The sequence below is a fragment of the Pseudomonas sp. YQ_6 genome (assembly GCF_043103245.1).
GTDB lineage: Bacteria > Pseudomonadota > Gammaproteobacteria > Pseudomonadales > Pseudomonadaceae > Aquipseudomonas > Aquipseudomonas alloputida.
Genome location: NZ_JBICJR010000023.1, coordinates 48,648 through 74,956, shown reverse-complemented (window position 1 = coordinate 74,956; position 26,309 = coordinate 48,648). Strand labels below are relative to the sequence as shown.

General features: G+C 61.8%; 33 protein-coding genes and 1 pseudogene. 15 read left to right on the top strand and 19 right to left on the bottom strand.

Going from position 1 to position 26,309, the window contains the following annotated elements; all coding sequences use genetic code 11:
• Window positions 1-6: 6 nt before the first annotated feature.
• From ACF8FG_RS06055 to ACF8FG_RS06040, 4 genes are read left to right on the top strand one after another with little or no spacing between them, the layout of a single operon-like run.
• Window positions 7-1,254 (top strand): FAD-dependent oxidoreductase, encoded by a 1,248-nt coding sequence (locus tag ACF8FG_RS06055; protein WP_318081832.1) that lies wholly within the window; start codon window positions 7-9, stop codon window positions 1,252-1,254.
• Window positions 1,251-2,060: a DUF1365 domain-containing protein gene (locus ACF8FG_RS06050; RefSeq protein WP_318081831.1), complete on the top strand. Its 810-nt coding sequence runs from the start codon at window positions 1,251-1,253 to the stop codon at window positions 2,058-2,060. The genes ACF8FG_RS06055 and ACF8FG_RS06050 overlap by 4 nt, the downstream gene beginning before the upstream one ends.
• On the top strand, window positions 2,035-3,297 hold the full coding sequence (locus ACF8FG_RS06045; RefSeq protein WP_019436666.1) for a cyclopropane-fatty-acyl-phospholipid synthase family protein: 1,263 nt from the start codon (window positions 2,035-2,037) through the stop codon (window positions 3,295-3,297). Before ACF8FG_RS06050 ends, ACF8FG_RS06045 begins: the two co-directional genes overlap by 26 nt.
• The gene (locus ACF8FG_RS06040) at window positions 3,297-3,785 is read left to right on the top strand and encodes a DUF2878 domain-containing protein (protein ID WP_318081830.1); all 489 of its coding nucleotides are present in this window, start codon (window positions 3,297-3,299) and stop codon (window positions 3,783-3,785) included. Before ACF8FG_RS06045 ends, ACF8FG_RS06040 begins: the two co-directional genes overlap by 1 nt.
• Here ACF8FG_RS06040 and ACF8FG_RS06035 read toward each other — a convergent pair.
• From ACF8FG_RS06035 to ACF8FG_RS06015, 5 genes are read right to left on the bottom strand one after another with little or no spacing between them, the layout of a single operon-like run.
• Complete coding sequence (locus ACF8FG_RS06035) at window positions 3,723-3,905, bottom strand: DUF2256 domain-containing protein (RefSeq protein WP_076402962.1); 183 nt, start codon at window positions 3,903-3,905, stop codon at window positions 3,723-3,725. The two genes, ACF8FG_RS06040 and ACF8FG_RS06035, sit on opposite strands and share 63 nt — an antisense overlap.
• Window positions 3,902-5,428: a cryptochrome/photolyase family protein gene (locus tag ACF8FG_RS06030; RefSeq protein WP_053868138.1), complete on the bottom strand. Its 1,527-nt coding sequence runs from the start codon at window positions 5,426-5,428 to the stop codon at window positions 3,902-3,904. Before ACF8FG_RS06030 ends, ACF8FG_RS06035 begins: the two co-directional genes overlap by 4 nt.
• Window positions 5,429-5,436: 8 nt before the next feature.
• Entirely contained in the window at window positions 5,437-5,742 is a 306-nt protein-coding gene (locus ACF8FG_RS06025; protein WP_003254009.1) for a DUF6482 family protein, read from the bottom strand.
• On the bottom strand, window positions 5,739-6,275 hold the full coding sequence (locus ACF8FG_RS06020; RefSeq protein WP_014591335.1) for a DUF3833 domain-containing protein: 537 nt from the start codon (window positions 6,273-6,275) through the stop codon (window positions 5,739-5,741). Before ACF8FG_RS06020 ends, ACF8FG_RS06025 begins: the two co-directional genes overlap by 4 nt.
• A 2-nt stretch (window positions 6,276-6,277) precedes the next feature.
• Complete coding sequence (locus ACF8FG_RS06015) at window positions 6,278-6,814, bottom strand: chalcone isomerase family protein (protein ID WP_019436669.1); 537 nt, start codon at window positions 6,812-6,814, stop codon at window positions 6,278-6,280.
• A gap of 158 nt (window positions 6,815-6,972) precedes the next feature.
• Between ACF8FG_RS06015 and ACF8FG_RS06010 the strand changes: the two genes are divergently transcribed.
• The 4 genes from ACF8FG_RS06010 to ACF8FG_RS05995 all read left to right on the top strand — a co-directional run bounded on the left by ACF8FG_RS06010 (window position 6,973) and on the right by ACF8FG_RS05995 (window position 9,733).
• Window positions 6,973-7,464, top strand: a complete 492-nt coding sequence (locus tag ACF8FG_RS06010) for a DUF1543 domain-containing protein (protein WP_053868136.1) — start codon at window positions 6,973-6,975, stop codon at window positions 7,462-7,464.
• Window positions 7,465-7,541: 77 nt separating this feature from the next.
• The gene (locus ACF8FG_RS06005) at window positions 7,542-8,312 is read left to right on the top strand and encodes an SDR family NAD(P)-dependent oxidoreductase (protein WP_014591338.1); all 771 of its coding nucleotides are present in this window, start codon (window positions 7,542-7,544) and stop codon (window positions 8,310-8,312) included.
• A 96-nt stretch (window positions 8,313-8,408) separates the two neighbouring features.
• Window positions 8,409-9,101, top strand: a complete 693-nt coding sequence (locus tag ACF8FG_RS06000; protein ID WP_003254014.1) for a DUF421 domain-containing protein — start codon at window positions 8,409-8,411, stop codon at window positions 9,099-9,101.
• Window positions 9,102-9,193: 92 nt separating this feature from the next.
• Window positions 9,194-9,733 (top strand): type 1 glutamine amidotransferase domain-containing protein, encoded by a 540-nt coding sequence (locus ACF8FG_RS05995; RefSeq protein WP_041167015.1) that lies wholly within the window; start codon window positions 9,194-9,196, stop codon window positions 9,731-9,733.
• A 56-nt stretch (window positions 9,734-9,789) separates the two neighbouring features.
• Here ACF8FG_RS05995 and ACF8FG_RS05990 read toward each other — a convergent pair whose 3' ends face one another.
• Window positions 9,790-10,314 carry a hypothetical protein gene (locus ACF8FG_RS05990; RefSeq protein WP_010953640.1) on the bottom strand — a complete coding sequence of 175 codons (525 nt, stop codon included), beginning with the start codon at window positions 10,312-10,314 and terminating at the stop codon, window positions 9,790-9,792.
• Between the two features lie 194 nt (window positions 10,315-10,508).
• Between ACF8FG_RS05990 and ACF8FG_RS05985 the strand changes: the two genes are divergently transcribed.
• Window positions 10,509-11,366, top strand: coding sequence for a glucose 1-dehydrogenase (locus ACF8FG_RS05985; protein ID WP_017147687.1), 858 nt, complete (start codon window positions 10,509-10,511; stop codon window positions 11,364-11,366).
• Between the two features lies 1 nt (window position 11,367).
• Window positions 11,368-11,601: pseudogene (locus ACF8FG_RS05980) on the top strand (hemerythrin domain-containing protein); the annotation flags it as partial.
• A 95-nt stretch (window positions 11,602-11,696) separates the two neighbouring features.
• Here the strand turns inward: ACF8FG_RS05980 and ACF8FG_RS05975 are convergent.
• Window positions 11,697-11,870, bottom strand: a complete 174-nt coding sequence (locus ACF8FG_RS05975; RefSeq protein ID WP_017147688.1) for a hypothetical protein — start codon at window positions 11,868-11,870, stop codon at window positions 11,697-11,699.
• Window positions 11,871-12,082: 212 nt separating this feature from the next.
• Between ACF8FG_RS05975 and ACF8FG_RS05970 the strand changes: the two genes are divergently transcribed.
• Genes ACF8FG_RS05970 through arsH form a run of 4 tightly spaced genes read left to right on the top strand, consistent with a single transcriptional unit; the run spans window position 12,083 to window position 14,949 of the window.
• Window positions 12,083-12,430: a metalloregulator ArsR/SmtB family transcription factor gene (locus tag ACF8FG_RS05970; protein WP_010953634.1), complete on the top strand. Its 348-nt coding sequence runs from the start codon at window positions 12,083-12,085 to the stop codon at window positions 12,428-12,430.
• 21 nt (window positions 12,431-12,451) lie between these two features.
• Window positions 12,452-13,735, top strand: a complete 1,284-nt coding sequence (locus ACF8FG_RS05965) for an arsenic transporter (protein WP_318078598.1) — start codon at window positions 12,452-12,454, stop codon at window positions 13,733-13,735.
• Between the two features lie 28 nt (window positions 13,736-13,763).
• On the top strand, window positions 13,764-14,234 hold the full coding sequence (locus ACF8FG_RS05960; RefSeq protein ID WP_014591346.1) for an arsenate reductase ArsC: 471 nt from the start codon (window positions 13,764-13,766) through the stop codon (window positions 14,232-14,234).
• Window positions 14,235-14,247: 13 nt separating this feature from the next.
• Window positions 14,248-14,949, top strand: a complete 702-nt coding sequence (gene arsH, locus ACF8FG_RS05955; protein WP_010953631.1) for an arsenical resistance protein ArsH — start codon at window positions 14,248-14,250, stop codon at window positions 14,947-14,949.
• A 12-nt stretch (window positions 14,950-14,961) separates the two neighbouring features.
• On the opposite strand, the gene ACF8FG_RS05950 is transcribed toward arsH, so the two are convergent.
• The 10 genes from ACF8FG_RS05950 to ACF8FG_RS05905 form a co-directional block, all read right to left on the bottom strand.
• The gene (locus ACF8FG_RS05950) at window positions 14,962-16,326 is read right to left on the bottom strand and encodes a HAMP domain-containing sensor histidine kinase (RefSeq protein WP_019436675.1); all 1,365 of its coding nucleotides are present in this window, start codon (window positions 16,324-16,326) and stop codon (window positions 14,962-14,964) included.
• The gene (locus ACF8FG_RS05945) at window positions 16,323-16,985 is read right to left on the bottom strand and encodes a response regulator (RefSeq protein WP_014591349.1); all 663 of its coding nucleotides are present in this window, start codon (window positions 16,983-16,985) and stop codon (window positions 16,323-16,325) included. The genes ACF8FG_RS05950 and ACF8FG_RS05945 overlap by 4 nt, the downstream gene beginning before the upstream one ends.
• A gap of 2 nt (window positions 16,986-16,987) precedes the next feature.
• The gene (locus ACF8FG_RS05940) at window positions 16,988-17,629 is read right to left on the bottom strand and encodes a tetratricopeptide repeat protein (RefSeq protein WP_076402956.1); all 642 of its coding nucleotides are present in this window, start codon (window positions 17,627-17,629) and stop codon (window positions 16,988-16,990) included.
• A complete protein-coding gene (locus ACF8FG_RS05935) occupies window positions 17,626-18,432 on the bottom strand; it encodes an SDR family oxidoreductase (protein WP_014591351.1) in 807 nt (268 codons plus the stop codon). The genes ACF8FG_RS05940 and ACF8FG_RS05935 overlap by 4 nt, the downstream gene beginning before the upstream one ends.
• Window positions 18,419-19,099, bottom strand: a complete 681-nt coding sequence (locus ACF8FG_RS05930; RefSeq protein ID WP_019436677.1) for a TenA family transcriptional regulator — start codon at window positions 19,097-19,099, stop codon at window positions 18,419-18,421. Before ACF8FG_RS05930 ends, ACF8FG_RS05935 begins: the two co-directional genes overlap by 14 nt.
• Window positions 19,100-19,107: 8 nt before the next feature.
• Window positions 19,108-20,577 (bottom strand): AMP-binding protein, encoded by a 1,470-nt coding sequence (locus tag ACF8FG_RS05925; protein WP_019436678.1) that lies wholly within the window; start codon window positions 20,575-20,577, stop codon window positions 19,108-19,110.
• Window positions 20,567-21,247, bottom strand: coding sequence for a thermostable hemolysin (locus ACF8FG_RS05920; RefSeq protein WP_023389988.1), 681 nt, complete (start codon window positions 21,245-21,247; stop codon window positions 20,567-20,569). The genes ACF8FG_RS05925 and ACF8FG_RS05920 overlap by 11 nt, the downstream gene beginning before the upstream one ends.
• 116 nt (window positions 21,248-21,363) lie before the next feature.
• Window positions 21,364-22,161: an exodeoxyribonuclease III gene (gene xth, locus ACF8FG_RS05915; RefSeq protein WP_014591355.1), complete on the bottom strand. Its 798-nt coding sequence runs from the start codon at window positions 22,159-22,161 to the stop codon at window positions 21,364-21,366.
• Window positions 22,158-22,400, bottom strand: coding sequence for a hypothetical protein (locus ACF8FG_RS05910; RefSeq protein ID WP_003254042.1), 243 nt, complete (start codon window positions 22,398-22,400; stop codon window positions 22,158-22,160). Before ACF8FG_RS05910 ends, xth begins: the two co-directional genes overlap by 4 nt.
• A gap of 66 nt (window positions 22,401-22,466) precedes the next feature.
• A complete protein-coding gene (locus tag ACF8FG_RS05905; protein WP_019436681.1) occupies window positions 22,467-22,724 on the bottom strand; it encodes a hypothetical protein in 258 nt (85 codons plus the stop codon).
• A 180-nt stretch (window positions 22,725-22,904) separates the two neighbouring features.
• On the opposite strand from ACF8FG_RS05905, the gene ACF8FG_RS05900 reads away from it, so the two are divergent.
• Window positions 22,905-23,456 carry a GNAT family N-acetyltransferase gene (locus tag ACF8FG_RS05900; protein ID WP_019436682.1) on the top strand — a complete coding sequence of 184 codons (552 nt, stop codon included), beginning with the start codon at window positions 22,905-22,907 and terminating at the stop codon, window positions 23,454-23,456.
• A gap of 171 nt (window positions 23,457-23,627) precedes the next feature.
• Here ACF8FG_RS05900 and ACF8FG_RS05895 read toward each other — a convergent pair whose 3' ends face one another.
• Together ACF8FG_RS05895 and ACF8FG_RS05890 are read right to left on the bottom strand one after the other, a co-directional pair.
• Window positions 23,628-24,812: a M20 aminoacylase family protein gene (locus ACF8FG_RS05895; RefSeq protein WP_318078583.1), complete on the bottom strand. Its 1,185-nt coding sequence runs from the start codon at window positions 24,810-24,812 to the stop codon at window positions 23,628-23,630.
• Between the two features lies 1 nt (window position 24,813).
• Window positions 24,814-26,115: an MFS transporter gene (locus ACF8FG_RS05890; RefSeq protein WP_318078581.1), complete on the bottom strand. Its 1,302-nt coding sequence runs from the start codon at window positions 26,113-26,115 to the stop codon at window positions 24,814-24,816.
• Between the last annotated feature and the right edge of the window lie 194 nt (window positions 26,116-26,309).

Here is a 26,309-nt window from a genome sequence, read left to right as displayed (position 1 = left end):
TGATCCATGCGTATAGCAATCATCGGCAGTGGCATCGCGGGGCTGACCTGCGCCCATTTGCTGTCACGCAAGCACGAAGTCACGGTTTTCGAGGCTGAGCAATGGGTCGGGGGCCACACGCACACCCTTGATGTGGTCTGGAACGGCCAGCGCCATGCAATAGATACCGGTTTCATCGTCTTCAACGACTGGACGTACCCGAACTTCATCCGCTTGCTCGACCAGCTTCAGGTGCCATCGCAGCCGACCGAGATGAGCTTTTCCGTGCATGACCCGATTACGGGCCTGGAATATAACGGCCACGACCTGAACACCCTGTTCGCCCAACGCAGCAACCTGGTGTCCCCAGGGTTCTGGGGGATGATCCGGGACATTCTGCGTTTCAACCGTCAGGCACTGGCCGACCTGGACAACCAGCGTATCGATGCCAGCACCACGCTGGGCGACTACCTTCAAGCGAACCGCTATGGGCAACGCTTCATCGATCATTACATCGTGCCGATGGGGTCGGCGATCTGGTCGATGTCTCGCGCAGACATGCTCCACTTCCCGCTTGAGTTCTTCGTGCGCTTCTGCCGCAACCACGGCTTGCTGTCGGTCAACCAACGTCCACAGTGGCGGGTGATCAAAGGCGGCTCGCGCAGCTATGTCGCACCGCTGTGCCGGCCGTTCGCTGAGCGCATCCGCCTCAACTGCAAGGTCTACCGGGTCAGCCGCGACGAAGGTGGCGTGACCCTCGTGAGCGCGGCTGGCACCGAGCGCTTCGACAATGTGGTGTTCGCTTGCCACAGCGATCAGGCCCTGGCACTGCTGGAAAGCCCCAGCAATCAGGAGCGCGCCGTACTCAGCGCCATCGATTACGCCAGCAACGACGTGGTGCTGCACACCGATACCCGTCTGCTGCCACGCCGCCAGCGCGCCTGGGCCAGCTGGAACTACCGCCTGGGCGGCCCCGAGCAGGCTCCCGCCGCGCTGACCTACAACATGAACATTCTGCAAGGTATCCAGGCACCGACAACCTTCTGCGTAAGCCTCAACCAGACCGCACTGATAGACCCGGCGCAGGTGATCGCCCGCTTCCAGTACGCCCATCCCCAGTACAGCGTTGCAGCGTCCGCCGCGCAAGCGTGCCAGGAGCAACTGCAAGGGCAACAGCACAGTTACTTCTGCGGCGCCTACTGGGGCAATGGCTTTCATGAAGACGGGGTGGTCAGCGCACTGAAGGTGGCCGCGCACTTCGGAGAGCAACTGTGAACAGCAGCCTCTGCCTGGGCTGGATCAGCCACCGTCGGCTGACGCCGCGGGTCCACGCGTTCCGCTACCGGATCGGCATGTTCTACCTGGACCTGGACGAACAATCCCGGCTGATGGGCCTGTCACGCTGGCTGGGACGCTGGCGCCTGGCGCCGTTGTGCTGGCGCGAGACCGACTACCTGCCCGCCCTGACCCGCCAAGGCGAATCGCTGGCCCAGGCTGCACGCTTGCTGGTCGGGCAGGCGACGGGGCACCTGCCCGAAGGCCGGGTACAGCTGCTCACGCAACTGCGTTGCTGGGGGCTGTCGTTCAACCCGGTGAGCTTCTATTTCTGCCATGACCGCGACGGGTGCCTGAGCGCGATCCTGATGGAAGTGCGCAACACGCCCTGGCGTGAACGCTTTCATTACGTACTCCCGGTGCAAGGCAACCTTGCCAGGCCCTTCAGCGTCGGCAAGGCCTTCCATGTGTCGCCGTTCATGCCGTTGGACATGGACTATCGCCTGCGCTTTTTCCTGGACACGGACCATGTACGCATTCAGATGCAGAACTGGCAAGGCGGCACAAAGGTGTTCGAGGCCGATCTCGCCCTGCGCCGCAAGCCACTGGATGGAGCAGCGCTACGTCGGTATGTCCTGAACTTCCCATGGATGAGCCTGCGCACTGTCTCGGCCATCTACTGGCAAGCGCTTCGCCTGTTACTCAAACGCACCCCCGTGCATGACCACACCACCTGCCAGCGTGACCTGGCACTCGGCCAACCTTGCGAGGACCTTGATGATGTCAAATCCCACCCTGAGCGTTAGCAAGTTCGCAGGCCTTGCGCCACTGCTCGGCGGGCTGGCACGAAGCGCCGTGCTCGCCCAGTTGAGCAAGCTGCGTCACGGCCACCTGCGCCTGCTCAGCCACGGGCAGCAGTGGAGTTTCGGTGATGCCGACAGCCCGTTCCAGGCCGAGGTGGAGATCCTCGATGACGCCACCTGGAGCCTGATCGCCGGCAATGGCTCGATCGGTGCTGGCGAAGCCTACATTCACGGCTATTGGCGCAGCCCCGACCTGGCGCTGGTGACCCGCCTGTTCGTCGCCAACCTTGAAGTGCTTGACGCGCTAGAGGGCGGCCTGGCCCGCTTGGGCCGCCCTGCCCTGCGCCTGCTGCACCGGCTCAACCGCAACGACAAGCGCGGTGCCCGGCGCAACATCCTGGCCCACTACGACCTGGGCAATGCCCTGTTCGAGCGGCTGCTGGACCCCACCATGATGTATTCGGCTGCGCAATTCGAACACCCTGAGCAAACACTGGAGCAGGCCCAGTTGCACAAGCTGGAGCGCATCTGCCAGAAGCTCGAACTGAGCCCTGACGATCACCTGCTGGAAATTGGCAGCGGCTGGGGCAGCCTCGCTATCCACGCAGCCACCCGCTACGGCTGCAGGGTCACCACCACGACGCTCTCCGAGGCGCAGTACAGCCATACCCTGGAACGCGTCAAGGCCTTGGGGCTGGGGCAGCGCGTGCAAGTGCTGCGCGAAGACTACCGCGACCTTCAAGGCACGTTCGACAAACTGGTTTCGATCGAGATGATCGAAGCGGTCGGTCATCGCTACCTGCCGGTGTATTTCCGCCAGTGTGCTTCGCTGCTCAAGCCTGAAGGCCTGATGCTATTGCAGGCGATCACCATCCGCGACCAGCGCTATGCCCAGGCGCAACGCTCGGTAGACTTTATCCAGCGGTACATCTTCCCCGGTGGCGCCCTGCCTTCGCTAAGCGTGTTGCTCGACACCGCCAGCCGGCACACTGGCCTGAACCTTGTGCACATGGAAGATTTTGGCCTGGACTACGCCCACACCCTGCGACACTGGCGCGAAAACCTGCGTCAGGCACGCACTGCGCTGACGGACCTTGGCTACGACGACATGTTCCAGCGCCTGTGGGAGTTTTACCTCTGCTACTGCCAGGGCGGATTCGAGGAACGCGCCATCGGTGTAGCGCACCTGCTCTGGGCAGCCCCCCAGGCACGCCGCGCGCCCTTGCCTGGCGGTGCCTGATGCCCAGCCGCTGGCTGATCGCCAATGCCCTCTGGCTGCAAGCCGGCTGGTGGGTCTGCGTGCTGGGGGCCGAGCGGCCTTTGCTGTTGCTGCTGGTGATTCCGGGCGTGGCAGTGCACCTGCGCCTGTGCCCGGACATCAATGCCGAGCTCAAGGCGCTGTTGCGTGTCACCTTTGTCGGCTGCGTGCTCGACAGCGTGCTGGGAGTACTGGGAGTGTTCGGTTTCGACGCCTGGCCCCTGCCGCTGTGGCTAGCGCTGCTGTGGTTGGTGCTGGCCAGCGGAATGCGTCACAGCCTGGCATGGGCCGGCAGGCACTGGCGAATCGGCGCACTGCTGGGGGCGCTTGGCGGCCCCCTGGCCTATGTAGGCGGCGCCAGGCTGGCAGGTGTCGCCTTGCCATTGGGCGCGCTGGAAACCAGCCTGCTACTGATGCCGGTATGGGCTTTGGCCCTGCCCCTGCTGGCGCGCATCGCGGCGCGGCGCTGACCGCCGACATCGCTCGGAACAGTAGCGCACCTGCTCCCAACAGCGTGCCCAGCGCTTGCGCCAGGTGAACGGCCGGCCACACGCCACGCAAACCTTGCTGGGCAGAAGGCTCTTTTTCATAACGCCTGCCCCGCATCGAGCCGCGCCAGCAATGACTGGCCACGTTGCCACACGGCATCGCGACGGCCAGCGGGCATGCCATCAAGGCTGCGATAGACCAGGGCCAGGCGCGGGTTAGCCGAGAGCTGGGGGCGATGGCGAATGAGAAAATGCCAATACAAGGCATTGAATGGGCAGGCCTCCTCTTCAGTCACCTGGTCGACCCTGTAACTGCAAGCCTTGCAATGATCGGACATGCGCTGGATATAACGACCACTGGCGCAGTACGGCTTGGACCCCAGGTAGCCGCCGTCGGCGTGCATCACCATGCCAAGCGTGTTGGGCAGTTCGACCCATTCGAAGGCATCCATGTAGACCGCCAGGTACCACTCACAAATTGCGGTTGGCACGATACCGGCCAGCAAGGCGAAGTTGCCGGTAACCATCAACCGCTGGATATGGTGAGCGTAGCCCAACCGCAGGGTCTGCCCGATGGCTTGCGCCATGCAGCGCATGCGGGTGCGCCCGGTCCAGTAGAATTCTGGCAGCGCCCGGTCGTTGTTCAGGTGATTGAGCTCGGCATACGCCGGCATGCGCTGCCAATAGATGCCACGCACATACTCACGCCAGCCGATCAGCTGGCGAATGAAGCCTTCGGCTGCATTGAGCGGCACCCGCCCCTCGCGCCAGGCTGTGTCGACGTCGTCGCACAGACGACGTACATCCAGAAGGCCGATGTTGAGCGCCGCACTGATGCGCGCATGAAACAGGTACGGCTCGCCTTCGGCCATCGCATCCTGGTAGTCACCGAAAGCCGCCAGGCCGAAATCCAGGAAATGCTGCCACAGCTGTTGTGCCTCGGCATGGGTCACGGGGTAGTCGAAACCGTCGACGCCCCCGTAGTGGTCGCTGAAGCGCTGACGCACCAAGGCCACCACCGCTGCCGTGATGTCGTCTTGCGCAAAATGCGCAGCGAATAGGCCACGCAGCTGCCGTGGCAATGGCTTACGATTGTCGCCATCGAAATTCCAGGCCCCACCTGCCGGGCTGCCGTCAGGCTCCATGAGCAGGCCGGTTCGCTTGCGCATGCCACGATAGAAGTGCTCCATGCGCAGCTGGCGACGTTCTGTGGCCCAGCGCCCGAAGGCTTCACGGGAGCACAGAAAACGCGTGTCGCGAAACCACACAAGCGGCAGTGCGGCATCACGCAAGGCCTGCTCCAGGCGCCACTCACCGCACTCGGTCAAGTGAATGTGGGTAGCGCCCAAGGCTTGTTGCCATCGACGCAACTCACCCACGATGCTGCCGCTGTTACCCTCGGCATCCAGCTCGACATAGTGCACCTGCCAACCCCGTTCACGCAGGGCCTGGGCAAAATGCCGCATGGCGCTGAAGATGAGAACGATCTTCAGCGGATGATGCGGTACGTATCGGGCCTCCCCCTCCACTTCCGCCATCAGGACCGCATCGCGAGCAGGATCAAGGGACGCCAGACTTGCCAGGTCAAACGACAATTGGTCACCCAGCACCAGGCCCAGGCGCATCGTCCGGGCTACCACTGGCTGGTGAGCGTTACCGGTACGCGCAGCGGCGCGATGGGGCCGTCGCGTTGCCCGCACATCTCATCGTGCACCACCTGCTGCACCAGCATGCACGGCACCGGCGGCAGGTCGGCCAGCAACTGCCGCAGTTCGGTCGTGGAGCGCACGCGCACGGGCTGCCCCTGGGCATCGCTCAATGTCACAGGGCCGGCGTCGGTCAGGGCGCGCAGGAGGTAGAAGCCCCCCTCCAGCGACAGCAGTTCAAGTTCCTTGGCTTCGCCGGTCGAAACCAGCTGGGTCAGCGCGATCAGGTTCATGGTGTGCCCTCTGGCAGGCGGCGGAAGAACAAGGTGATCTGGCCAATCTCAACGCCCAGCTTGCTCATACTCGAGCGGTTGATCAGGGTGTCGTCATCCATGAGGTACATCCAGTCGTCCAGGTCTACCTGCCAGTGCCGCCCATCGACCGGCAGGTCCAGTTGGTAACGCCATCGCAGCGCATTGCCCGCCACCTCGCCACGCGCCTCGCCGATCACGTCCCCCGCGGTTCCCCGCCAGCGCCCGGGGCCGTCCGGCACCAGTGTCCAGGTACGCTGCTGGCGTGTGCCATCGCTATAGAGAAAGTGTTCGTCGAGGATCAGCCTTTCACCCTCGCGGCGGCTGTCGATGCGCACGTGGAAGCGCTTGACCACCTCTCCGGAACGCTTCTGGAACATCCCCCACGCCTGAACCGGGCGCGAGAAAAACGCCGCCAGGTCCAGCTTCGGCTGCTCCTGGCCATAGTGCTCGATACCGACATTGCCACAACTGCCAAGTAGCAGGCAGGCAGCTAGCAACAGCGCTTTGTACATGTTCAGGCTCCTCGGTCATCGCCAGCCAGCCCAAGCAGCCGCTGACGCAATTGGGGGTCTCTGGCCCGCGGGTCAAGCCAGATGGCGAAGAAGGCCCGGGCGAACACCGGATCATCGATCGCGTGGCTCAGCTTGCCGTCGACGTAAAAGCGGCAACCCTGCCCCGGCAGGTATAGGCCCGTGATGCGCATGCCAGGCGTCACGTCCACAAATGCCTGCTCTATCGCCCTGGTCCATGCCGCGCGTTGCTGTGCCGTCATGCTGCCGCCACCCAGGCGTTGCATTTCCTCAAGGCTGGCCTTGACCAGCGTGTCCCTGGACAATGAACGGTGATAGAGCAGCTCAAGGGCGAACGGCTGGTTCCAGTCCTGAACCGGGCCAACTGCCCATAACCGGGCGGTATACAGCCGCAGGCCAAACCAGGTGAAATCACCGGCGCCCAGCCGTTGCGCCGCAGGCAGTTGCGCTCGCCAGTCTGCCGCCGACGACATGGCGGCTAGCAGCAGGCAAAGACAGGTCCAACGTGCAGGGTGCGCCATTCTGACCTCGAGCACTTTGTTAAATACTATACAATAGTAGACGCTTGTACACATATCTGACGAGCAATGTACAGATTTTGATGCCCAGCATGCACATTTCTGTAAGACTCGCCCCCGTTATCGAACACCCATGAAAGTCGAGATAGAAGGAATTGCTCATGCTGTACGTCGTCATGCTCGGTGGACGCCACCCACGGGCCAATATCGAGGTCCACGACGTGTTGTTCGCGCAGGCGGACTCACTTGAACAGGCCTACCCCCATCTGCGCCAAGCCTGGTTCGGGAGCCGAACGGGCCTGCACATCGACGCATGGATGGAAGTCGACGGTATCGATCGCTACCGCGTCGCGTTCAGTCAGGTAGCACCTGGCCCACACGATCCCAGGTTGTTCTTCATCAACCTTGGCGGCTACGAGCCCGGGGTGTTTGGCGAGGCACACCACTACCTGCTGGTGGTGGCCAGGGACAAGGCCGAGGCCAGGCAACTGGGCAAGCAGCGCCTGCAGGCAGACTGGCTCAAGCCGCATACCGACGCGGTACTGGACGTCGACGATTGCCTGCCGATCGACTGGGTGAACGACCGTTACGTGCATTTGATCGAAGGACCCCATGACGGCTTACGGCAGTACAGCGACTATATCCTGCTGTGAGCTCACCCCTGCCATGTGCAAGAACGTTGGCAGGCATCACAGGACGAGGCGCCAGCGCCCAGCCAAGAGGACACGCGATGAGCCTGATCAACGACCTTCACACACCCGCCAACGTGCTGGTCTGCGGGGCCAGCCAAGGGATTGGCCTGGCATTGTGCACGCAGTTGCTGGCGCGCGATGACATCGGGCTGGTGTTCGCCGTTTCGCGACGAGCCACCACCAGCCCTGCGCTGGATACCTTGTTCACAGAGCACGGGCGACGGTTGGTTCGCCTCGATTGCGACGCCCGATCCGAGCAGGCACTGCACACTCTGGCAGCACAGGTGGGCGCCTGCTGCGACCAGCTGAACCTGGTCTTCAGCACGCTTGGCGTGCTGCAAGAAGGCCCGGCACGGGCTGAAAAAGCGCTGAACCAGCTTGATATGGCGGGGTTGCTGAGCAGTTTCACCACCAACTGTTTCGCCCCTGTTCTGCTGCTCAAGCATTTGCTGCCGCTGCTGCGTCGGCAACCGATGGCCTTCGTCGCCTTGTCGGCGCGGGTCGGGTCGATCGGCGACAATCATTTGGGGGGCTGGTACAGCTACCGTGCCAGCAAAGCCGCGCTCAACCAGCTTCTGCGCACTGCAAGCATCGAGCTGAAGCGACTGAACCCCGCGTCAACGGTACTTGCATTGCATCCCGGCACCACCGACACCCAGCTTTCCCGACCCTTTCAGGGCAATGTGCCGCCGGCCAAGCTGTTCTCGCCCGCGTTTGCCGCCACCTGCATCCTGGCGCTTGTGAGCCGTCACGGCCCGGCGCAGAGCGGAACGTTCTGGGCGTGGGACGGCACGTCGATTCCCTGGTGACGCGCGCGCAGAGTTCCCAGGCAAAGTCGATGAACCAGCCCTGAGCGAGAAGGGTCAACCCTTTATCTGACAACGGCAGAAGGAAGGGTGGAACGAATGGTTTCGTTTGATCTGCAACGGATGCTGATAGGCGACTTCCCTTTTACCTTTCTGCTGGAAGTTGCTGTGCGTGTTTCAGCGGCCTTCCTGGCCGTGTTCTTCTTTCTGAAATTCAGTGGCCGGCGCGGTATCAGACAGCTGTCCCGGTTCGAGCTCGTGGTCATTCTCACCCTGGGCTCAGCTGCCGGCGATGTGACCTTTTACGAGGACGTACCGCTGCTTCCGGTGGCCTTGGTTTTCCTCACACTGTTCATGCTTTACCGAGGAACGGTCTACCTCATGAGGCGAAACAGAACCTGCGAGGCCTGGATCGACGGGCTGCCAGTCACGGTAGTGAAAGATGGCATGTACGAAATCCATTCGCTGCGTCACATGAACATTTCCCCGAATGAGCTGTTCATGGAGCTACGCCAGCAAGGTGTCGAGCACCTGGGCCAGGTTCGACTGGGCCTTCTGGAAACCGATGGCGATCTCAGTTTGTATTTCTACGATCAGCAAGACACACGCCCAGGCCTGTCAGTGCTGCCGGTCGAGCATCGCCCGGAGTACACATCGCCGCCCGGCGCCGGGTTGCATTGCTGCGTGAGCTGTGGTTTCCCGGCCTACCATGAGCCTCATGACACCCTGGCGTGTTCACGTTGCGGTCATACGGTCTGGTCGCCTGCATTGGATACCGTGCGCAACCGCTAGCAGGTTCTCCCCATACCGCCAGGCATCGAGCAGGAACTTTGCTCGCTGTTTGCAGGCCCTTATGAAAGGCCTATCAGCACGAGGAGAAAATGATGAGTGCACAATTGAACGGCAAGCGCGTGGCCTTTCTGGTCACCGATGGCTTTGAACAGGTGGAACTGACCGGCCCGCGTGAAGCCTTGGAAAACAGCGGCGCGGTGGTCGATATCCTGAGCGAGAAAGAAGGCACGGTACGTGGCTGGAACCATGACGAACCCGCCGACGCTTTCAGCGTGGATGCGACTTTCGACAGTGCGCAGCTTGACCTCTACGACGCCTTGGTGCTGCCCGGCGGTGTGCAGAACTCCGACACCATTCGCTTGATCCCCGGTGCGCAGAAACTGCTAAAAAGCCATGATGCGGCCGGCAGGCCGCTGGCGGTTATCTGCCACGGCGCGTGGCTGCTGATATCGAGCGGGTTGGCCAAAGGCAAGCGAATGACCAGCTACAAGACCTTGCAAGATGACATTCGCAATGCGGGCGGTACGTGGGTGGATGAACAAGTGGTGGTCGATGGCAACCTCATCACCAGCCGCCAGCCGGACGATATCCCAGCCTTCAATGAGCAACTGATCAAGGCACTGGCAGACTGACCCTGCTACTGCTCAGTGCGTGCTGGTCGCCCATGGTGCCGACCAGCACGCACTGATCACGCCAGCTGGATGAAAACCGAATAGCTGCCCAGCAACACCCAGAAGCACAGGAAAATCCAGGGCGTGCGCAAGGAAAACAGCAGCGATTTGCGGTGCCCCGCCTGAGAGGTTTCGGCCTCGCAGAACAGCGGCGACTCGTCATAGGCCAGCCCCATCAGCGGTTCGCTGCGCAGCAAGTGGCTCTGCTTCATTTGCCAGTGCTCGATAATCCGGAAGGCCGCGCGGATGCCAGGCCACGCATTCAGTGTACTGAGCACGCCGAGCAGTGCGAGAAAAGCCGGGACCATCAGGGTGAACATTTCGCCCCAGCTTTGGTTCAGGTTACCCATCGATGACACGTAGGCGATCACCAGGAACGACTGGGCCGCAAGATAAGCGTCGGTACGGTTGGCCAGGATGGTGGTCTCATACTGAATTTCGCGTCGATAGAAATCCAGCCGCTCCTTGGGCGTACCGAACATCCTCTCGTTCGTCTGATCGATCTCATGTTCCGGCGTGGAAGGCGTGATGATTCGAGGCACCGCAGACTCCTTGATAACGTGGGCCTCACCCATGCCAGCAAGCCCCGTCAGCGGTAGAACCATGCGGTGGGTAAAAATTCACTGGGAATGGGTGCATCAACCGCTCGTCGCTCAGCACGAATATCCACTTCAACACTGGCCTGGCGCGCCTTTCGAATGGGAATGAGCGTTCCAAACCTGCAGGAGCTTCCAGCATGAGCGACTACCCTACCCCTCCATTCCCTTCCCAACCGCAAAGCGTTCCCGGTTCCCAGCGCGAGATGGATCCTTATCCGGACTGCGGTGAGCAGAGCTACACCGGCAACAATCGCCTCGCAGGCAAGATCGCCTTGATAACCGGTGCTGACAGCGGCATCGGGCGTGCGGTGGCCATTGCCTATGCCCGAGAAGGCGCTGACGTTGCCATTGCCTATCTGAATGAACACGACGACGCGCAGGAAACCGCGCGCTGGGTCAAAGCGGCTGGCCGCCAGTGCCTGCTGCTGCCCGGCGACCTTGCACAGAAACAGCACTGCCATGACATCGTCGACAAGACCGTGGCGCAGTTTGGTCGCATCGATATCCTGGTCAACAACGCTGCGTTCCAGATGGCCCATGAAAGCCTGGACGACATTGACGACGATGAATGGGTGAAGACCTTCGATACCAACATCACCGCCATTTTCCGCATTTGCCAGCGCGCTTTGCCCTCGATGCCAAAAGGCGGTTCGATCATCAACACCAGCTCGGTCAACTCTGACGACCCGTCACCCAGTTTGTTGGCCTATGCCGCGACCAAAGGTGCCATTGCCAATTTCACTGCAGGCCTTGCGCAATTGCTGGGCAAGCAGGGCATTCGCGTCAACAGCGTCGCACCCGGCCCGATCTGGACCCCGCTGATCCCGGCCACCATGCCTGATGAGGCGGTGAGGAACTTCGGTTCCGGTTACCCGATGGGGCGGCCGGGTCAACCTGTGGAGGTGGCGCCAATCTATGTCTTGCTGGGGTCCGATGAAGCCAGCTACATCTCGGGTTCGCGGTACGCCGTGACAGGGGGCAAACCTATTCTGTGATCGTGCTGCCGACGCCCTGGTGCTGCCTGATCTGCTTCATACGCAAACAGGTACCCTTGAGTTCGCCGGTCGGGTCAAGGTGATGAAGGAGCTGCTTGAGCATCACATCGAGGAAGAGGAGGAAGCGCTCTTCCCTACCGCGAAAAAGCTGCTGGGGAAAGACCAACTGGACGAGCTGGGGCTCGCCATGCAAGCGCAGAAAAAACTGCTTAAGGATGAGCAACGGGCCGCTTGAATCAAAAGCGCCAGGCCGGTTCGGGTGCGACCGGCCTGGCGCCATGGGTCAGTGTTTGGGACGCCGAGCACCACAAAGGCGCACTGCCGACATCCTCAAGGCTTTGCAGTGCGCCCTTTTTTCCACTGCGCCCTGGAGACACCTTCAGCGTAGCCGGTGACACCGATCGCTACCTGCTGAATGCGGCCGCCATGCTGAAGGAAGGCCTCGACCTGCTCGCAGATGCGCACATGGGCTTTTTGGGCCGCGCTGGGGTACGTCTGGGACATGTTGGCATCTCGGTTATGAGCCACTGAACGACAGTCACCCGAGCACGCACTATACACCCTGCATTGCCATCAGCGTCTGAAGCCTGCCAAAACCCTGCTTTTGTCGACCGAAGGGCGTGGCGATGGCGAGCTGCAAGCGCACAAGCCCAGGAATGCTTGCTCCAACATATGGAAATACGTATATTCGGCTTTCCGTATGTACAGGCACCCCCATGATCACACCGCCCGATGTCTTCAAGAGCCTCTCTGACGAAACCCGCGCTCGCGCCACTCTGCTTATCGCCAGCCTGGGCGAACTGTGCGTCTGCGAACTGATGTGCGCGCTCAACGACAGCCAACCCAAGATCAGTCGCCATCTGGCACAACTGCGCAGCAATGGCATGCTGCTGGACCGCCGTCAGGGCCAGTGGGTGTATTACCGCCTGAATCCGGAGCTGCCTTCCTGGGTTCACGAAATGCTTCAGGTCACCTTGCAGGCCAATTCGCAATGGCTGGCTGACAATGCCCTTCGGCTGAAGAACATGGACGGTCGCCCCGTGCGTGATTCCGTCTGCTGCTGATCATCACCAAGCGAGATTTTCATGCTGCCCGCCATTGCTGTCTTCGTGTTCACCCTCATACTGGTCATCTGGCAGCCCAAGGGGCTCGGTGTTGGCTGGAGCGCCGCGCTAGGCGCCATCATCGCCCTGGCCACAGGCGTAGTTTCCCTGCATGACATCCCTGCCGTATGGGCCATTGTCTGGAACGCCACCGCCACGTTCATCGCGGTCATCATCATCAGCTTGCTGCTGGATGAGGCAGGTTTCTTCGAATGGGCCGCATTGCATGTGGCGCGTTGGGCAAACGGCAGCGGCTACCGCCTGTTCGCCTTCTGCGTACTGCTCGGCGCCGCTGTATCGGCGCTGTTCGCCAACGACGGTGCGGCGCTGATCCTCACCCCCATTGTCATGTCGATGCTGCTCGCGCTGCGCTTCTCACCTGCAGCGACACTGGCCTTTGTCATGGCCGCAGGCTTCATTGCCGACACGGCAAGCCTGCCGCTGGTGGTCTCCAACCTGGTCAACATCGTCTCGGCCGACTACTTCGGCCTGGGCTTCGCCGAATACGCATCGGTGATGGTGCCGGTGAATATCGCCAGCGTGGCGGCCACCCTGCTGGTGCTATTCCTGTACTTCCGTCGTGATATCCCCAAGCAGTACGCGCTCGATGCGCTGAAGGCGCCGAGCGAGGCAATTCATGACCACGCCACCTTCAAAGTCGGTGGGTGGGTGCTGCTGGTGCTGCTTGCAGGCCTGTTCGCACTGGAACCTCTGGGCATCCCGATCAGTGCGGTGGCCGCCGTCTGTGCCGCAATCCTCTTTGCCGTGGCCGCTCGCGGTCACCGCATCTCAACCCGTCGCGTGCTGCGGGAAGCGCCGTGGCAGGTGGTGATATTTTCTCTGGGCATGTATCTGGTGGTGTACGGCCTGAAGAACGCCGGCCTTACCGACATGCTCACCCAACTGCTGGACACGCTTGCCGGGCAGGGCCTGTGGAGCGCGGCCATTGGCACCGGGTTGATTTCCGCCCTGCTGTCCTCAGTCATGAACAACATGCCCAGCGTGCTGATCGGCGCATTGTCGATCCAGGCCAGCGGTGCAGAGGGCCTGGTACGTGAGGCGATGATCTACGCCAACGTCATCGGTTGCGACCTCGGCCCGAAGATCACCCCGATCGGCAGCCTCGCCACGCTGCTTTGGCTGCATGTGCTGGCGCGTAAAGGCGTGCGCATCACCTGGGGTTACTACTTCAAGGTCGGCCTGCTGCTCACGGTACCGGTTTTGCTGATCACCCTTTCTGCTCTGGCACTGCGCCTGAGCCTCTGACGTTCGCCCCCCAGCGGAGGAGCCCTCCATGCGAGTCCTGTTCATGTGCACGGCCAACAGTTGCCGCAGCATCCTTTCCGAAGCAATGTTCAACCACCTGGCACCGCCCGGTTTCGAGGCAGTCAGCGCTGGCAGTTTTCCCAAGGGCCAGGTGTTGCCACGCAGCCTGAGCACGTTGCAGCAGGCCAATATCTCGACCGAGGGCTTGAGCAGCAAAGGCAACGATGCGTTCGAGGGCAACCCACCCGACATCGTCATCACCGTCTGCGACAAGGCAGCGGGCGAAACCTGCCCGGTGTATTTCGGCCCTGCGCTGAAGTCGCATTGGGGGCTGGAAGACCCCTCCGATGTCGTGGGTGACGAAGCATCGGTCGATGCGGCTTTCCGGGCCACACTGGCCCGCATCGAGTCTCGCTGCCAGGCCTTCTTCGCGCTGCCGTTCGATCACCTCGACCGCGAGCAGCTCAAGCACGCGCTGGATCGCATCGGCTCGCTTTGAACAGGAAGAAAACATGTCCGAGCAACTGCCTAACCTCGACCTCACGCTGTTCGACCTGCCGCCTTCGGCAACCCCGACCTGCGAACACAAACCTCGCATCCTGCTGCTGTACGGGTCTACCCGAGAACGCTCCTTCAGTCGCTTGCTGGTAGAAGAAGCCGCGCGTCTGCTGGAGCACTTCGGTGCCGAAACCCGCACCTTCGACCCGTCGGGCCTGCCGCTGCCTGACGATGTACCCGTAGAGCATCCCAAGGTGCAGGAGCTGCGTGAACTGGTGCAGTGGTCAGAAGGCCAGGTGTGGTGCTCGCCAGAGCGCCATGGGGCGATGTCGGCGGTGTTCAAGGCACAGATCGACTGGATTCCCTTGGCGCTGGGGGCATTGCGCCCCACCCAAGGCAAGACCCTGGCCGTGATGCAGGTGTGCGGCGGATCGCAGTCGTTCAACGTGGTCAACCAGTTGCGCGTGCTGGGCCGCTGGATGCGGATGTTCACCATCCCGAACCAGTCTTCGGTACCCAAGGCTTATCTGGAGTTCGACGACGCCGGGCGGATGAAGCCATCGCCGTACTACGATCGCGTGGTTGACGTCATGGAGGAGCTGGTGAAGTTTACCGTGCTGCTGCGCGACCGCCAGGCATTCCTGGTCGATCGCTATTCAGAGCGCAAGGAAAGCGCCGAGCAGCTTTCTGAGCGGGTCAATCAGCGATCCATTTGAAGCAAAGGTGATTCAAGACAGTGGAAACGACAAGGTAGCGGCCAGCCCGCTACCCGCTCTGTTTTCAAGACGTATCTGCCCCCCCATACGGTCGATGATGGTCGCGACGATGGACAGCCCAAGGCCAGCACCATTTGGGCTGTTTCGGCTGTAAAAACGCTCGAATACACGGGACAGGCTCTCCTCATCGATACCCGTCCCTTCATCCTCGACAACCAGTTCGACGCTGCTGTCCAGACGCCGCAGTGACACGGCTATGCGCCCCCCAGGCGGTGAGTGTTCTACCGCGTTGGACACCAGGTTCTGTAGCGCAATGCCCAGCGCGCCGGCGTCGATCTGCAGGTGGTGGTCCCCTTCGTCGATGTCCAGCGAGGGTTCCAGGCCACGGTCCAGTATCCATGGGGTGAGTTCAGCCAGGGTTTCGGTGACGACCTCGGCCAAGTCGATCCGGGTGCTGGCTCGCTGCCCCAGTCTTGGCTCGACGCGGGCCAATGTCAGCAATTGGTTGACCACACGTGTCAGCCGATCGACCCCGCCCACAAGAAAGCCCAGGGCTTTCTGGCGCTCGGCATCATTGCTGGCGGCCAGCGCGTTCTGCGCGTGCAGCCGCAGTACGGCCAGAGGCGTACGCATTTCATGGGCAGCATCGGCAATGAAGCGATGTTCACGCCGCAGCAGATCGTCGATCTGCGCCAGCAAACGATTGATCGCAGCCTGCATGGGCTCCAGTTCAGTGGGAAGCGGTACCAGTTGCAGCGGCTCCAGCGAATCTGCATGACGCCTGCGGATGACATTGGCCATGTTCTGCAATGGCCGCAGCCCCCAGCCGATCGCAGCCCACACCAGCAGTGCCAACGCCAGGCTGCCAAGCAGGAACGGGAACAGCGTGTGGCGAACGATGCGGTCGATCAGGTCGTAGCGCACATCATCACGCTCACCCACCCAGATAAGCCAGTGCTTTTCCGGCACCGGCAAAACGAAACCGCGCCATTGTTCACCGCCACTGGAAAAGTCGTAGAACCCTGGAGCAGTGGGTGGTGGGTCGATTGGCGGCGCACTGGGTGTATGCACCAGCAACGCCATGCCTTCTCCCCAGACCTGGAACGCCAGCTTGCTTTCGTAAGGATGGCCCACCTGGTGCCGCCCCGCTTTGCCCAAGGCATCGTTGAAGGCCTGATACAGCGCCTCACGCGAGCCCTCCTGTACCGGCATGCTCATGACGCCTTGCAGCAAACGCGCGTTCTGGGCCAGGTGCGCGTCATACACCTCGTTAATTTCGTGGCTGCTGTCGTGGTAGTTATAGAGCGCGAGCAGGCCGGTACCGAGTAGCAGCAAGAGCATCACGCGCCACAGCGTGCGCTGGCGAAGCGAGGTCATGCCTTGACCTCGACCAGATAGCCAATGCCGCGCACCGTGCGAATCAGGCCGTTGAACAGCTTCTTGCGCAGGTGGTAGATGTTTACCTCCAGCGTGTTGCTCTCCGGCTCTTCATCCCAGCCATACAGCAGTTGAGTCAGGCGCTCACGTGTGAATACCTTGCCGGGCTGTGCCAGCAACTCATGCAGCAGCACATACTCTTTGGGGGTTAGTACAACCTCGACGCCGTTGTATTGCACTTGCTGGGTGGTCGGATCCAGACTGACCCCGGCATGCTCGATCAGCACCTTGGCGCGCCCGACGCTGCGCCGCAGCAAGGCGCGCAAGCGTGCCTTGAGCTCGTTGAGGTCGAAAGGCTTGACCAGGTAGTCATCGGCACCGGCATCCAGGCCGGCAATGCGATCATCGAGGGCATCCCGCGCGGTAAGGATCAGCACCGGCAAGCTGTCGCCGCCGGCGCGTAAACGCCTGAGTAGCTCGAGGCCATCCATACGGGGCAATCCAAGATCCAGGATCAGCAGGTCGAAGGTCTCGTGTTGCAGCGCATGCAAGCCACCGACACCGTCACGCAACCAGTCGAGGGTGTACCCCTCCTGGCGCAAGCCGTCGCAGATCCCTTCACCCAGCGCGATGTCATCCTCAACCAGCAACAGCCGCATGTTCAGTCCTGTTTGTCCTTGATGGCCTTGAGTAAAGCATCGATATCGGTACGCCGGCCCTGGTCAGCCAACTCACGTCCCGGCCGGGGCTGTGCCTGCAAGGCTTTCTGCAGGGCTGCGATAGCTTCAGGGTAGCGCTTTTGCCGATACAGATGATCAGCCCAGAAATAGTTGCTGTCGATACCGTTGGGGTTGATCTGCAAGGCTTTGCGCAGCATCTTGTCGGCCATCTCGGCATCACCGAAACCAATAGGCCAGCCTGGCACCTGATCATACAGCGTGCCCAGGCTGGTGTAGGCCGAACCTTGCAGGGCGGTGGGGTCCAGCTTCATGGCCTGCTCCAGGCTGGCTTTCGCCGCCTTGACCTTGCCCAGTGCACCGAGGCCGCCCGCCGCCCCTGCCCAACTGCTGTTGATGATGCCCTCCCAGATCAGGGGTTCAGGTGTGCCGGGATACTGATGAACAAACGTTGTTGCTTCGCCTGCCAGCTTTTCGAAGGCGTCGGCACGCTTGTCCTTGGGTATTTGGTACTGAATCTGCGCCCAGCGCTGCTGCAGATCGCTCAGGCGCTGGCTGCCTGCCTGGTCCAGTGCCCAGGTGAAGGGTGCAAATGCCAGCAAGCTGGCAATGAACAGACGCTTCATTTGTTCGACTCCTTGGAGTGGCTGCCGATATAACGACGAATGACAGGCAGTTGCTTGCGCAGTGCGCGATCGACTATGCCCGGCAACATGCCGTTGATACGCACGAATAGCTTTTCCGGCCACCCCAGATAAAGCTCGGTGCGCTCGGATTGCACCGCCTGGAGCACAGCACGGGCGACGTCCGCCGGGTCGTCCATGCCAACTTTCAGCGCTTGATTGAGCGCAGTCGCAGCGCTGCTGTTCATCGTTGTGCGGGTCGCCCGCGGGGCGGCATACAGCACGTTCACCGTGGTGTCGGCCAACTCGCGGCGCAGCGCTTGCGAAAAGCCACGCAACGCAAACTTGCTGGCGCAGTAGGTGGCATAGCCGGGGTAGCCGATCGACCCATAGGTCGACCCGACATTGACCACCAACGCCTTGGGCTGAGCACGCAGCAACGGCAGGCAGGCGCGTGTCAGTTGCAGGGGAGCCTTCAGGTTGATGTCCAGTAGCTCATCCAGCGCATACTCATCCAGCTGGTCGAGCAGAGCGAAGCGATTCACGCCAGCAGCGTTGATCAGCACATTCACAGCCCCCATCTCGCGTGCCCGCTCGATGACATGTTCGCGCCCCGACGGGCTGCGCAGGTCGGCTTCCTGCCAGCGCAGACGATCAGGGTACAGGTTCATCAGGCCAGCCAGCTTGCCCATATGCCGACTGACGGCCAACACCTGGGCACCGGCAGCGCAGAGCTGTTCAGCCAGCGCCAGGCCTATGCCCCCACTGGCGCCGGTGAGGATCACCACGGACTCAGCCAAACGCATGATGCACCACTTGCTGCCCGGCACGCGGCAAGCCCTGGAACATTTCGGTGTACAAGCGGTAGACGACCTTGGCCGCGTGGAGAACGGCCTGCTGGTCACCGGCATCGTCGAGGCGGTCCATCAACTGTTTGTAGGTCACCATGTGCTCCTGGTCGAGCGCACCGTGCGAGCTGAGATAGCTGAAAGCCTGGTCAGGCAGTGCCAATGTGTTCTGGATAACGCCCGCCGCCTGGGTGGCCAGGGCGATGCTGGTGCCTTCGAGCACGTTGACCATGCCGAACAACCCGACCGGGTTGCCACGGGCGATCAGGTCGTACAGGTAGGCGACCATCAGCTCGATGGATTGCACCGGCTGGCCATCGCGCACGGCCTCCCAGTCACCGCCGCATGCTTTGATGTCGTTGAGGATCCACTGCTCGTGGCCATATTCCTCTTCAATGTATTCGCAGACCGCGCCGCGCAGCCACTCCAGCCGCAGCGGCAATCGAGCCCCACAGGCCATCATCAGCGGCACGGTATGGCGCACGTGATAATAGGCCTGAGTCAGGAAGGCAACGTAGCTGTCCAGGCTGACCTGGCCGGCCAGCGCTTCGCGGATCACCGGTACGGCGAACAGCGCCTGACGCTCTTGGGCGGTTTGTACTTGCAGGGTGTCGAAAAAGGACATTGTGAACCTCACAACGAGATGTCGGACAACAGGGTGTGGTAACGCTGCAAGATCGCCTCACGTCGCGGGCGGCCATTGGCAGTCAGGGTTTCGTCAAGCGTGCTCAGAGGCACTGGCAAGCGGCGCCAGGCGTGCACCCTGGCGTAATCGGGCAATCGCGCGTTGCATTGCTGTACGGCCTGTTCGATGCCCTCGTCGCTGATGCCGGGATCCAGCGGCCAGAGCAAGGCAAGGTTGCGTGGCAAGGCTTCGCCATGCACGAAAGCCTGGGCGATCACGCCACTTTGGCTCAGCTCGGCTTCCACCCATTCCGGGTTGACGTTGCGCCCGAAACTGGTGATGAACTGATGCTTCTTGCGGCCATCCAGGTAGAGGTAGCCCTCCTCATCGAGGTGCCCTACATCGCCTGTTGCCCACCACTGCCCGGTTACAGGCGGCTCTCCCAGGTAGCCCAGCAATGTCGAGCCGGCCACCAGGACTTCGCCATCCTCGGCGATGCGCACCTGCACATGCGGCAATGGCTTGCCGACGCTCCCAGGGCGCACAGCCCCTGTGCGGTTGAGCGCCACTACCGAGGCGCACTCGGACAAGCCGTAACCTTCGAACACCGGCAAACCGACCGCCTCGGCCCGCGCGAGCAGGCTTGGCGATACCCGAGCCCCGCCAACCGCCACCAAACGCAGTGGGCCGACTCGCATCAGCCCACGTTCGATCGCTGTCACCAACCCCATCAGCAGTTGCGGCACAAGGATCAGGCTTTGCGCACCACTGAGGGCGATTGCGCCCAGCAGGCGCTTGAAATCGACCTGGCTTGCCCCTCCCATCCCCAACTGCTGCTGCGGATAGAGCTGCACACAAGCGCCAGCCATGAGCGCGGCGTAGACGCCCAGGTTTTCCAGCAAAACGCCCAGTGGCAGTACCGCCAGGTATCGCTGCGGCTCGGTTGGGCGGCTGGCGGCCTCCAGCTCATGCGCCACGCGCAGCAGGGTTTCAGCGCTCAGGCACACGCCTTTGGGCGTGCCGGTGCTACCGGAGGTGTAAGTGATCTTGGCAGTGCCCTCAGGCAGCGCCGGGGCGACAAAACTGTCACGCTGCCACACGCCAGCTGGCGCCTGCCGGGCAAAGCCAAGCGCAATGAGCTGTTCGGCCCACTGCGCTTGGCACACGACCGCCGTGACTCCGCTTTGCTGCAAGCAGTGCTGGAACTGGGTCGCGCTGAAAAACGACGGCACTGTCACACTGGCGCGTTCGGCGAACAGCGCCGCCAAATCCCAGAATAGCGCCTCGGGCCCGTTATCCAGCACCACGGCGAAGGTTCCCGGTGATTGGCTGCGCAGGCAGCCCGCACGGGATTCGACCTCGTCGAGCAGTTGCCGGTAGGTGTAACGCTGCGCATCGCCCTGAACGGCCACGGCGTCAGGATGTTCGAAGGCGTGCTGGCGCAACAGTGTCTGAAAGGCAGTCAATTCATGCCGCATGGCCGGTCTCCAGGGCTAACGTGGGAAACCCAAGCCGCTCGAACATGCCCGCCTGCTTCAGGGCATCGAAGCCAAAGCCTATGTTGCCGGCAAATACCTGAGGTCGCTGGTCGTAGTAGGTCCCCCACTGGTCCACTTGGCCCTTCAGGCGCGCAGGATCCGCTGAGGCCAGAACAGTAGGCACCAGCCCCAGTCGCCGGAAACTGTTGAACAGTGTCGCGGCGCCCGTGAATGCGACCCACTCCAAACCGCGCATCGCCAGCAACCACGTCACGGCGATGATCATTATTCGAGCGCTGCCGGCGCTGAGTGAGGCCAAGTTGCCTACTTCCACCATGCAGCTACGATCCGGTGAGGCACCGGTTACCCGTGAAACAGCAGATTCCAGAGGCTCGTCCAGGTACCGCTCGAGAAAGAGCGGCCCTTCGCTGGCCGGTCGCATGCCCGCCGCCGCGATCAGTCGACAGTGGCTACCCTGCAAGGCAAGCAGTTCCGGCAGGTAATGCTGCACATCCGCCTGGTGCACGCTGGCAAAGCGTTCGTGTATGAAGTGCTCCAGCTCGCCGCGCCCTTGATCGCCGCTGAGGTGAAGAGAAAGGTGCGCCTGATGATCGGCATGGCTACCGATGGGTAACGGAAGCAAACCGTGCCATTGATGAGACTGAGTCATGAAGTTTCCCCCGCCTGGGTGCGACGGAGGGAATTATCGGGGCCGAATCTGAATGCAATCTGAAGTCGCTACTGTCGGAGCGTCTCAGCCCGGCGCTGGTTCATGTGCTGAACTGACTATGACCGAGCACGACGCGTACCCAGCTCGATCCAGACGGGCGCATGGTCGCTGGCCTTGGCCTCGTTGCGCACCCATGCATCGACACCCGCCCGTTTCAGATAAGGCGCAAGCTCGTGGTTGAGCAACAGGTGATCGATTCGCAACCCGGCATTGCGGGCCCAGTGGTTACGGAAGTAGTCCCAGAAGGTGTAGACACGCTCGTCCGGGTACAGATGGCGTATGGCATCGAGCCAGCCCTGGTCAAGCAGTCGTTGGTAACACGCTCGCGACTCAGGCTGCAGCAGTGCGTCCTTCAGCCAGGAACGCGGGTTATAGATGTCCATGTCGGTGGGCACGACATTGAAATCCCCTGCCAGCAGCGTGGGGTGGCCACTTTCATAGAGGCTGCGCGCATGCTGGATCAGGCATTCGAACCAGTGCAGCTTGTAATCGAACTTGGGCCCGGGCTGCGGGTTTCCGTTCGGCAGGTAGAGGCAAGCGACCAACACCCCGTGTGCCGCAGCTTCCAGATAGCGGCTCTGGCTGTCCTCCTCCAGGCCGGGCAAGCCGCGGCGAACCTCGAGCGGATCGCTGCCCCGCACCAGAATGGCCACGCCGTTCCATGACGGTTGCCCATGATGAAGGCTGCCATAGCCTGCTGCCTCCAGCTCCGCGCGAGGGAACTGCTGATCGGCCGCCTTCAGCTCCTGCAGGCAGGCAATGTCGGGCTGCTCCCGCTCCAGCCAGGCCAGCAGCGCCGGCAAACGGCTGCGGATGCCATTGATGTTGAAGGTGGCGATCTTCAGCGCTTTCATGCGTCCGGGTCGCTCACATGGGCCTGCACGGCATCTTCCAGCGCGCGGATATGCGCCTCATCGGCCAGCGCCTTGAGCGCCAACCAGTCGTCCCAGTCGATGGCACCGTCGTCGCGCAGGGCCTCGGCTGTGCGAAGCAGTTCATGGTGGTAGGCATCCGGTGACGCGCGCCGATAACTGATGTCGTCGTACTGGGCGTACCAGGCTTCAAGCTCGGGAATGTTGCGTTCGATGCTCATGAAAGCGTCCTCGCTGTACCCTTTGCTTGTCAGAACCCGGGCACAGCGCGACGTTCAATCAGGACGTCACTGAAAGTAATGGGGATACCGTGCCATGTCGCTCTCCAGCTTGTCCGCATCCGCTGCCCTCTTGCGCACTTCGGCATAAAACAGCTGGCACTGGTTCTGAAACCTGGTGAAATCGCGGTTGGCGGTTTCAATGGCACTGCTCAGGTCGCTGCCCTTGAGGCCTTCGACAAGCCGCTGTGACGAGGTATACGCCTGCCAGCAGGCTTCAACCTGCTGCAGCCCCTTTGCAAGGTTCTCGGTGTCGATAGTCGCCATTGCAGCACCCTCTTTGGACCGAGCCTGGTCCGTCGGTGTGAATCGCCAGAGCGACGATAACGGGATGAAGCCTGTCACGACGCGCTTCGGCTAAGAGCGTAGACTATTTCGGCGCAGACGCATGGATACCAGGTTTCACAAGTCTCAGACGCATTATCCGCAAGCTCAGGAGCGAGTGCCATGGATTGCCTTCCAACGCTGTTCACAGACCGTCTTGTTCTCACACCCCTTCAGTTGGGAGATGCAGCAACCATTCAGAAACTGTTCCCCCAGTGGGAGATCGTCCGTTATCTGGACCGTCGTGTGCCGTGGCCTTACCCGGAAGACGGCGCATTGATCTATGTGCGCGATATCGCCCTGCCGGCCATGGTGGCGGGCCGCGAATGGCACTGGATGATCCGGCTGCGCGATGCAACCGAGAACGCCATTGGCAGCATCAGCCTGTATGAACAGCCTGGAAACAACCGAGGCTTCTGGCTTGCACCGCAGTGGTGGGGGCAAGGCTATATGCGCGAAGCATGTCAGGTCATCAACGCATACTGGTTCGAGACATTGTCGCGTCCGGTCATGCAGGTTCCCAAAGCGGTTGCCAACCATGCTTCACGCAGGGTTTCGGAGTATGAGGGCATGCGCAGGGTGGCAACGCGAGACGGGCATTTTGTCGCTGGGCAGATGCAGGTAGAGGTATGGGAGATGACACGCAGTGCCTGGCTCGACAGGAGGCAAACCTGACCCTGCCTCGGCCTGCGCAGATGATGCAGGGTCAAAAGGCAGTCCAGCTTGCAGGCGCGGGCTTGCCCGCGAACACCGGCGAAGCCGGTGCCATGCACCGCCGGGCATTCTCCGCGGCAAAGGCGGCACTTGCCGGAGCGGTGGAAGCCCCGGCAAGCCCCGACAAAGGGGTCAACGCAGGTAGTCCTGAACCCACTTCACCCAACAATCAGCGCCAATCTTCACCAACGCATCATTGAAATCGTAGTGGGGGTTATGCACCGAGCACCCATGGAACTCGCCCGTGCCATTGCCCAGCATGAAGTAACAGCCAGGCCGCGCCTGCAACATGTAGGCAAAGTCTTCGGTGCCCATGACCTTCTTCGGCATCTTGTCCAGCAGCGCGCCGTCGGTGAACAACGGCCTCAGGCTGTCACGCAGCAATGCACTTTCGTGATCGCTGTTGCACAAGGCGGGCGCCAGTTGGGTGAATTGCACCTCGATCTCCACGCCATAGCTTTCGGCATGCCCCTTGGCCAGGGCGTCAATGCGGCTGTTGATCTTCTGCTGGGTCTGGGCCGTGTCAGTGCGCACGCTCAGCAACATGCAGGCCTCGTCGGGGATGATATTGTAGACGGTGCCGGCCTGGATCATGCCGATGCTGATCACGGCGTAGTCCTCGACGCTCAGGTTGCGCGACTTGATGGTCTGGATGCCACTGATCAGGCTGTTCAACGCCATCACCGGGTCTACCGACAGTTCCGGCATCGCACCATGCCCGCCTTTGCCGGTAATCCGAATGCTGACACGTTCGGAAGACGCCATGGTGGGCCCCGCCTGCACCACGCACGTGCCCACCGGCAGGCCGGGCATGTTATGCAGCGCATACACCGAGTCGCACGCAAAGCGCTCGAACAGGCCGTCGTCAATCATCGCCTTGGCCCCCGCCAGGCCTTCCTCGTCGGGCTGGAATATCACGTTCAACGTCCCGTTGAACTGGCGTGTAGCCGCCAGTTGCGCAGCGGCTGCCAGCAGGATCGCAGTATGCCCGTCATGGCCACAGGCATGCATCCGGCCGGGAATCTTGCTGGCATGCGCAAACGCATTCTTTTCGCCCATCGGCAGTGCGTCCATGTCTGCACGCAACCCGATGCTGCGCGGGCTGTCCCCCACTTTCAGCACGCCGACCACACCATGCCCACCTACATTGCGATGCACTTCATAGCCCAAAGCTTGCAGCTTGTCGGCTACCAGGGCCGCTGTATCGGGGGTGTCGCCGCCAATTTCCGGCGCAGCGTGGATCTGCCGGCGCAGCATGACGAACTCATCCAGCTCGGCAGCTGAGCCCCGTGTTTGATTGCTCTGCAAAATACCCATATCACTCGCATCCTTTGTTTTCGGGGAAGTACCTGAGGCAGGCCAGGCTGACGATGCCGCCGGCCAGCAGGAAGTAGGCTGGCGCCAACGGCGTGCCCAGCGCTGCAATCAGCCAGGTGGCCACCAATGGCGAGAAACCACCGAACAGGGTCACACCCAGGCTGTAGCTGACCGAGGTGCCGAACGAGCGCCTGGCCTTCGGGAAGCCCTCCATGATCAGCGCGAAGAACGCACCGGCACCGATACAGGTCGGCAAGATCAGGATCGCCACGCCCATCATGGCCAGGCCCATGTGCTGCACTTGCCCAAGCAGATGGAACACCGGCAGGGTCAACACCACCGGTGCGGCGACCGTCCACACCAGCAGGCGTTTTCTGAGCTGATACTTGTCGGCGAATTTGCCGGCCAACGGGCAGATGACTGCCATGCAGCCGCTACTGATGCAGGCAATCGCCATCGCGCTGCCGGGTGGGTAATGCAAGGCGGTGGTCAGGTAGGTCGGCATGTAGAACACGAACAGGTACATGCCAATGGTCGAGCTGGCCATCAGGCCGATGCCTTGGGCGATGCGTTTGAGCAGTTCGGCATCCAGCCCCTGCTCTGTCTTCTGCGCCGGTGCGGCCTCATGGGTTTCCGGCAACCGCGTGCGTATATACCAACCGACCGGCCCGATCAGCAGGCCGAAGATGAACGGTATGCGCCATCCCCAGCTTTCCAACGCCGTGGGATCGAGCAACTGGCTGAGGGCCAGGCCAAAGCCGGCCCCCACCAAGGCGGCATAGCCTTGGCTGGCAGCCTGCCAGCTGACGCTCTGGCAGCGGCTGCCAACCGCACTGGATTCCATCAGGAACACCGACGCGGTACCGACCTCCCCGCCTGCCGACATGCCCTGGATGAGCCGGCCTGTCACCAGTAGCAAGGTGGCGAAAATCCCGATCTGTGAATACGTGGGCGCAAAGGCAATCATTGCGGTGCCCAGGGTCATCAGCCCGATGGTCAGGCTCAAAGCGGCCTTGCGTCCATGCCGGTCAGCATAGCGGCCGATGACCATCGCCCCGACCGGGCGCATCAGGAAACCGACGCCAAAGGTGGCCAGCGACATCAACAACGACGCCATGGCCGAGTCAGAGGGGAAGAAGTGCTTGCCGATCAGTACAGCGAAGAAGCTGTAGATCGTGAAGTCGTACATTTCCAGCGCATTGCCCAACGAGCAGGCGACCAAGGTTTTACGGGAGGACGATACCTGCGCGGCTGAATGCGCACCTTTTTGCAGGCTCGCCGATGTGGGTAGCGGTCTGATCATTGTTGTCTCCGTTGGCAAATCGCGGCGTGCAGCGAATATCAGCCAATCGGGCACTCAATACACTTGCAGTTTCGGCATAGGGATAACCAATGATTAATTAGCCGGCGCGATCGTTGGCCAAATTGCCCTGAGCTGGCGCACAGTCCGCCCTCGCTCCGCGCGCGGCCCCAATAACGCCCACAGATCAGCATCCG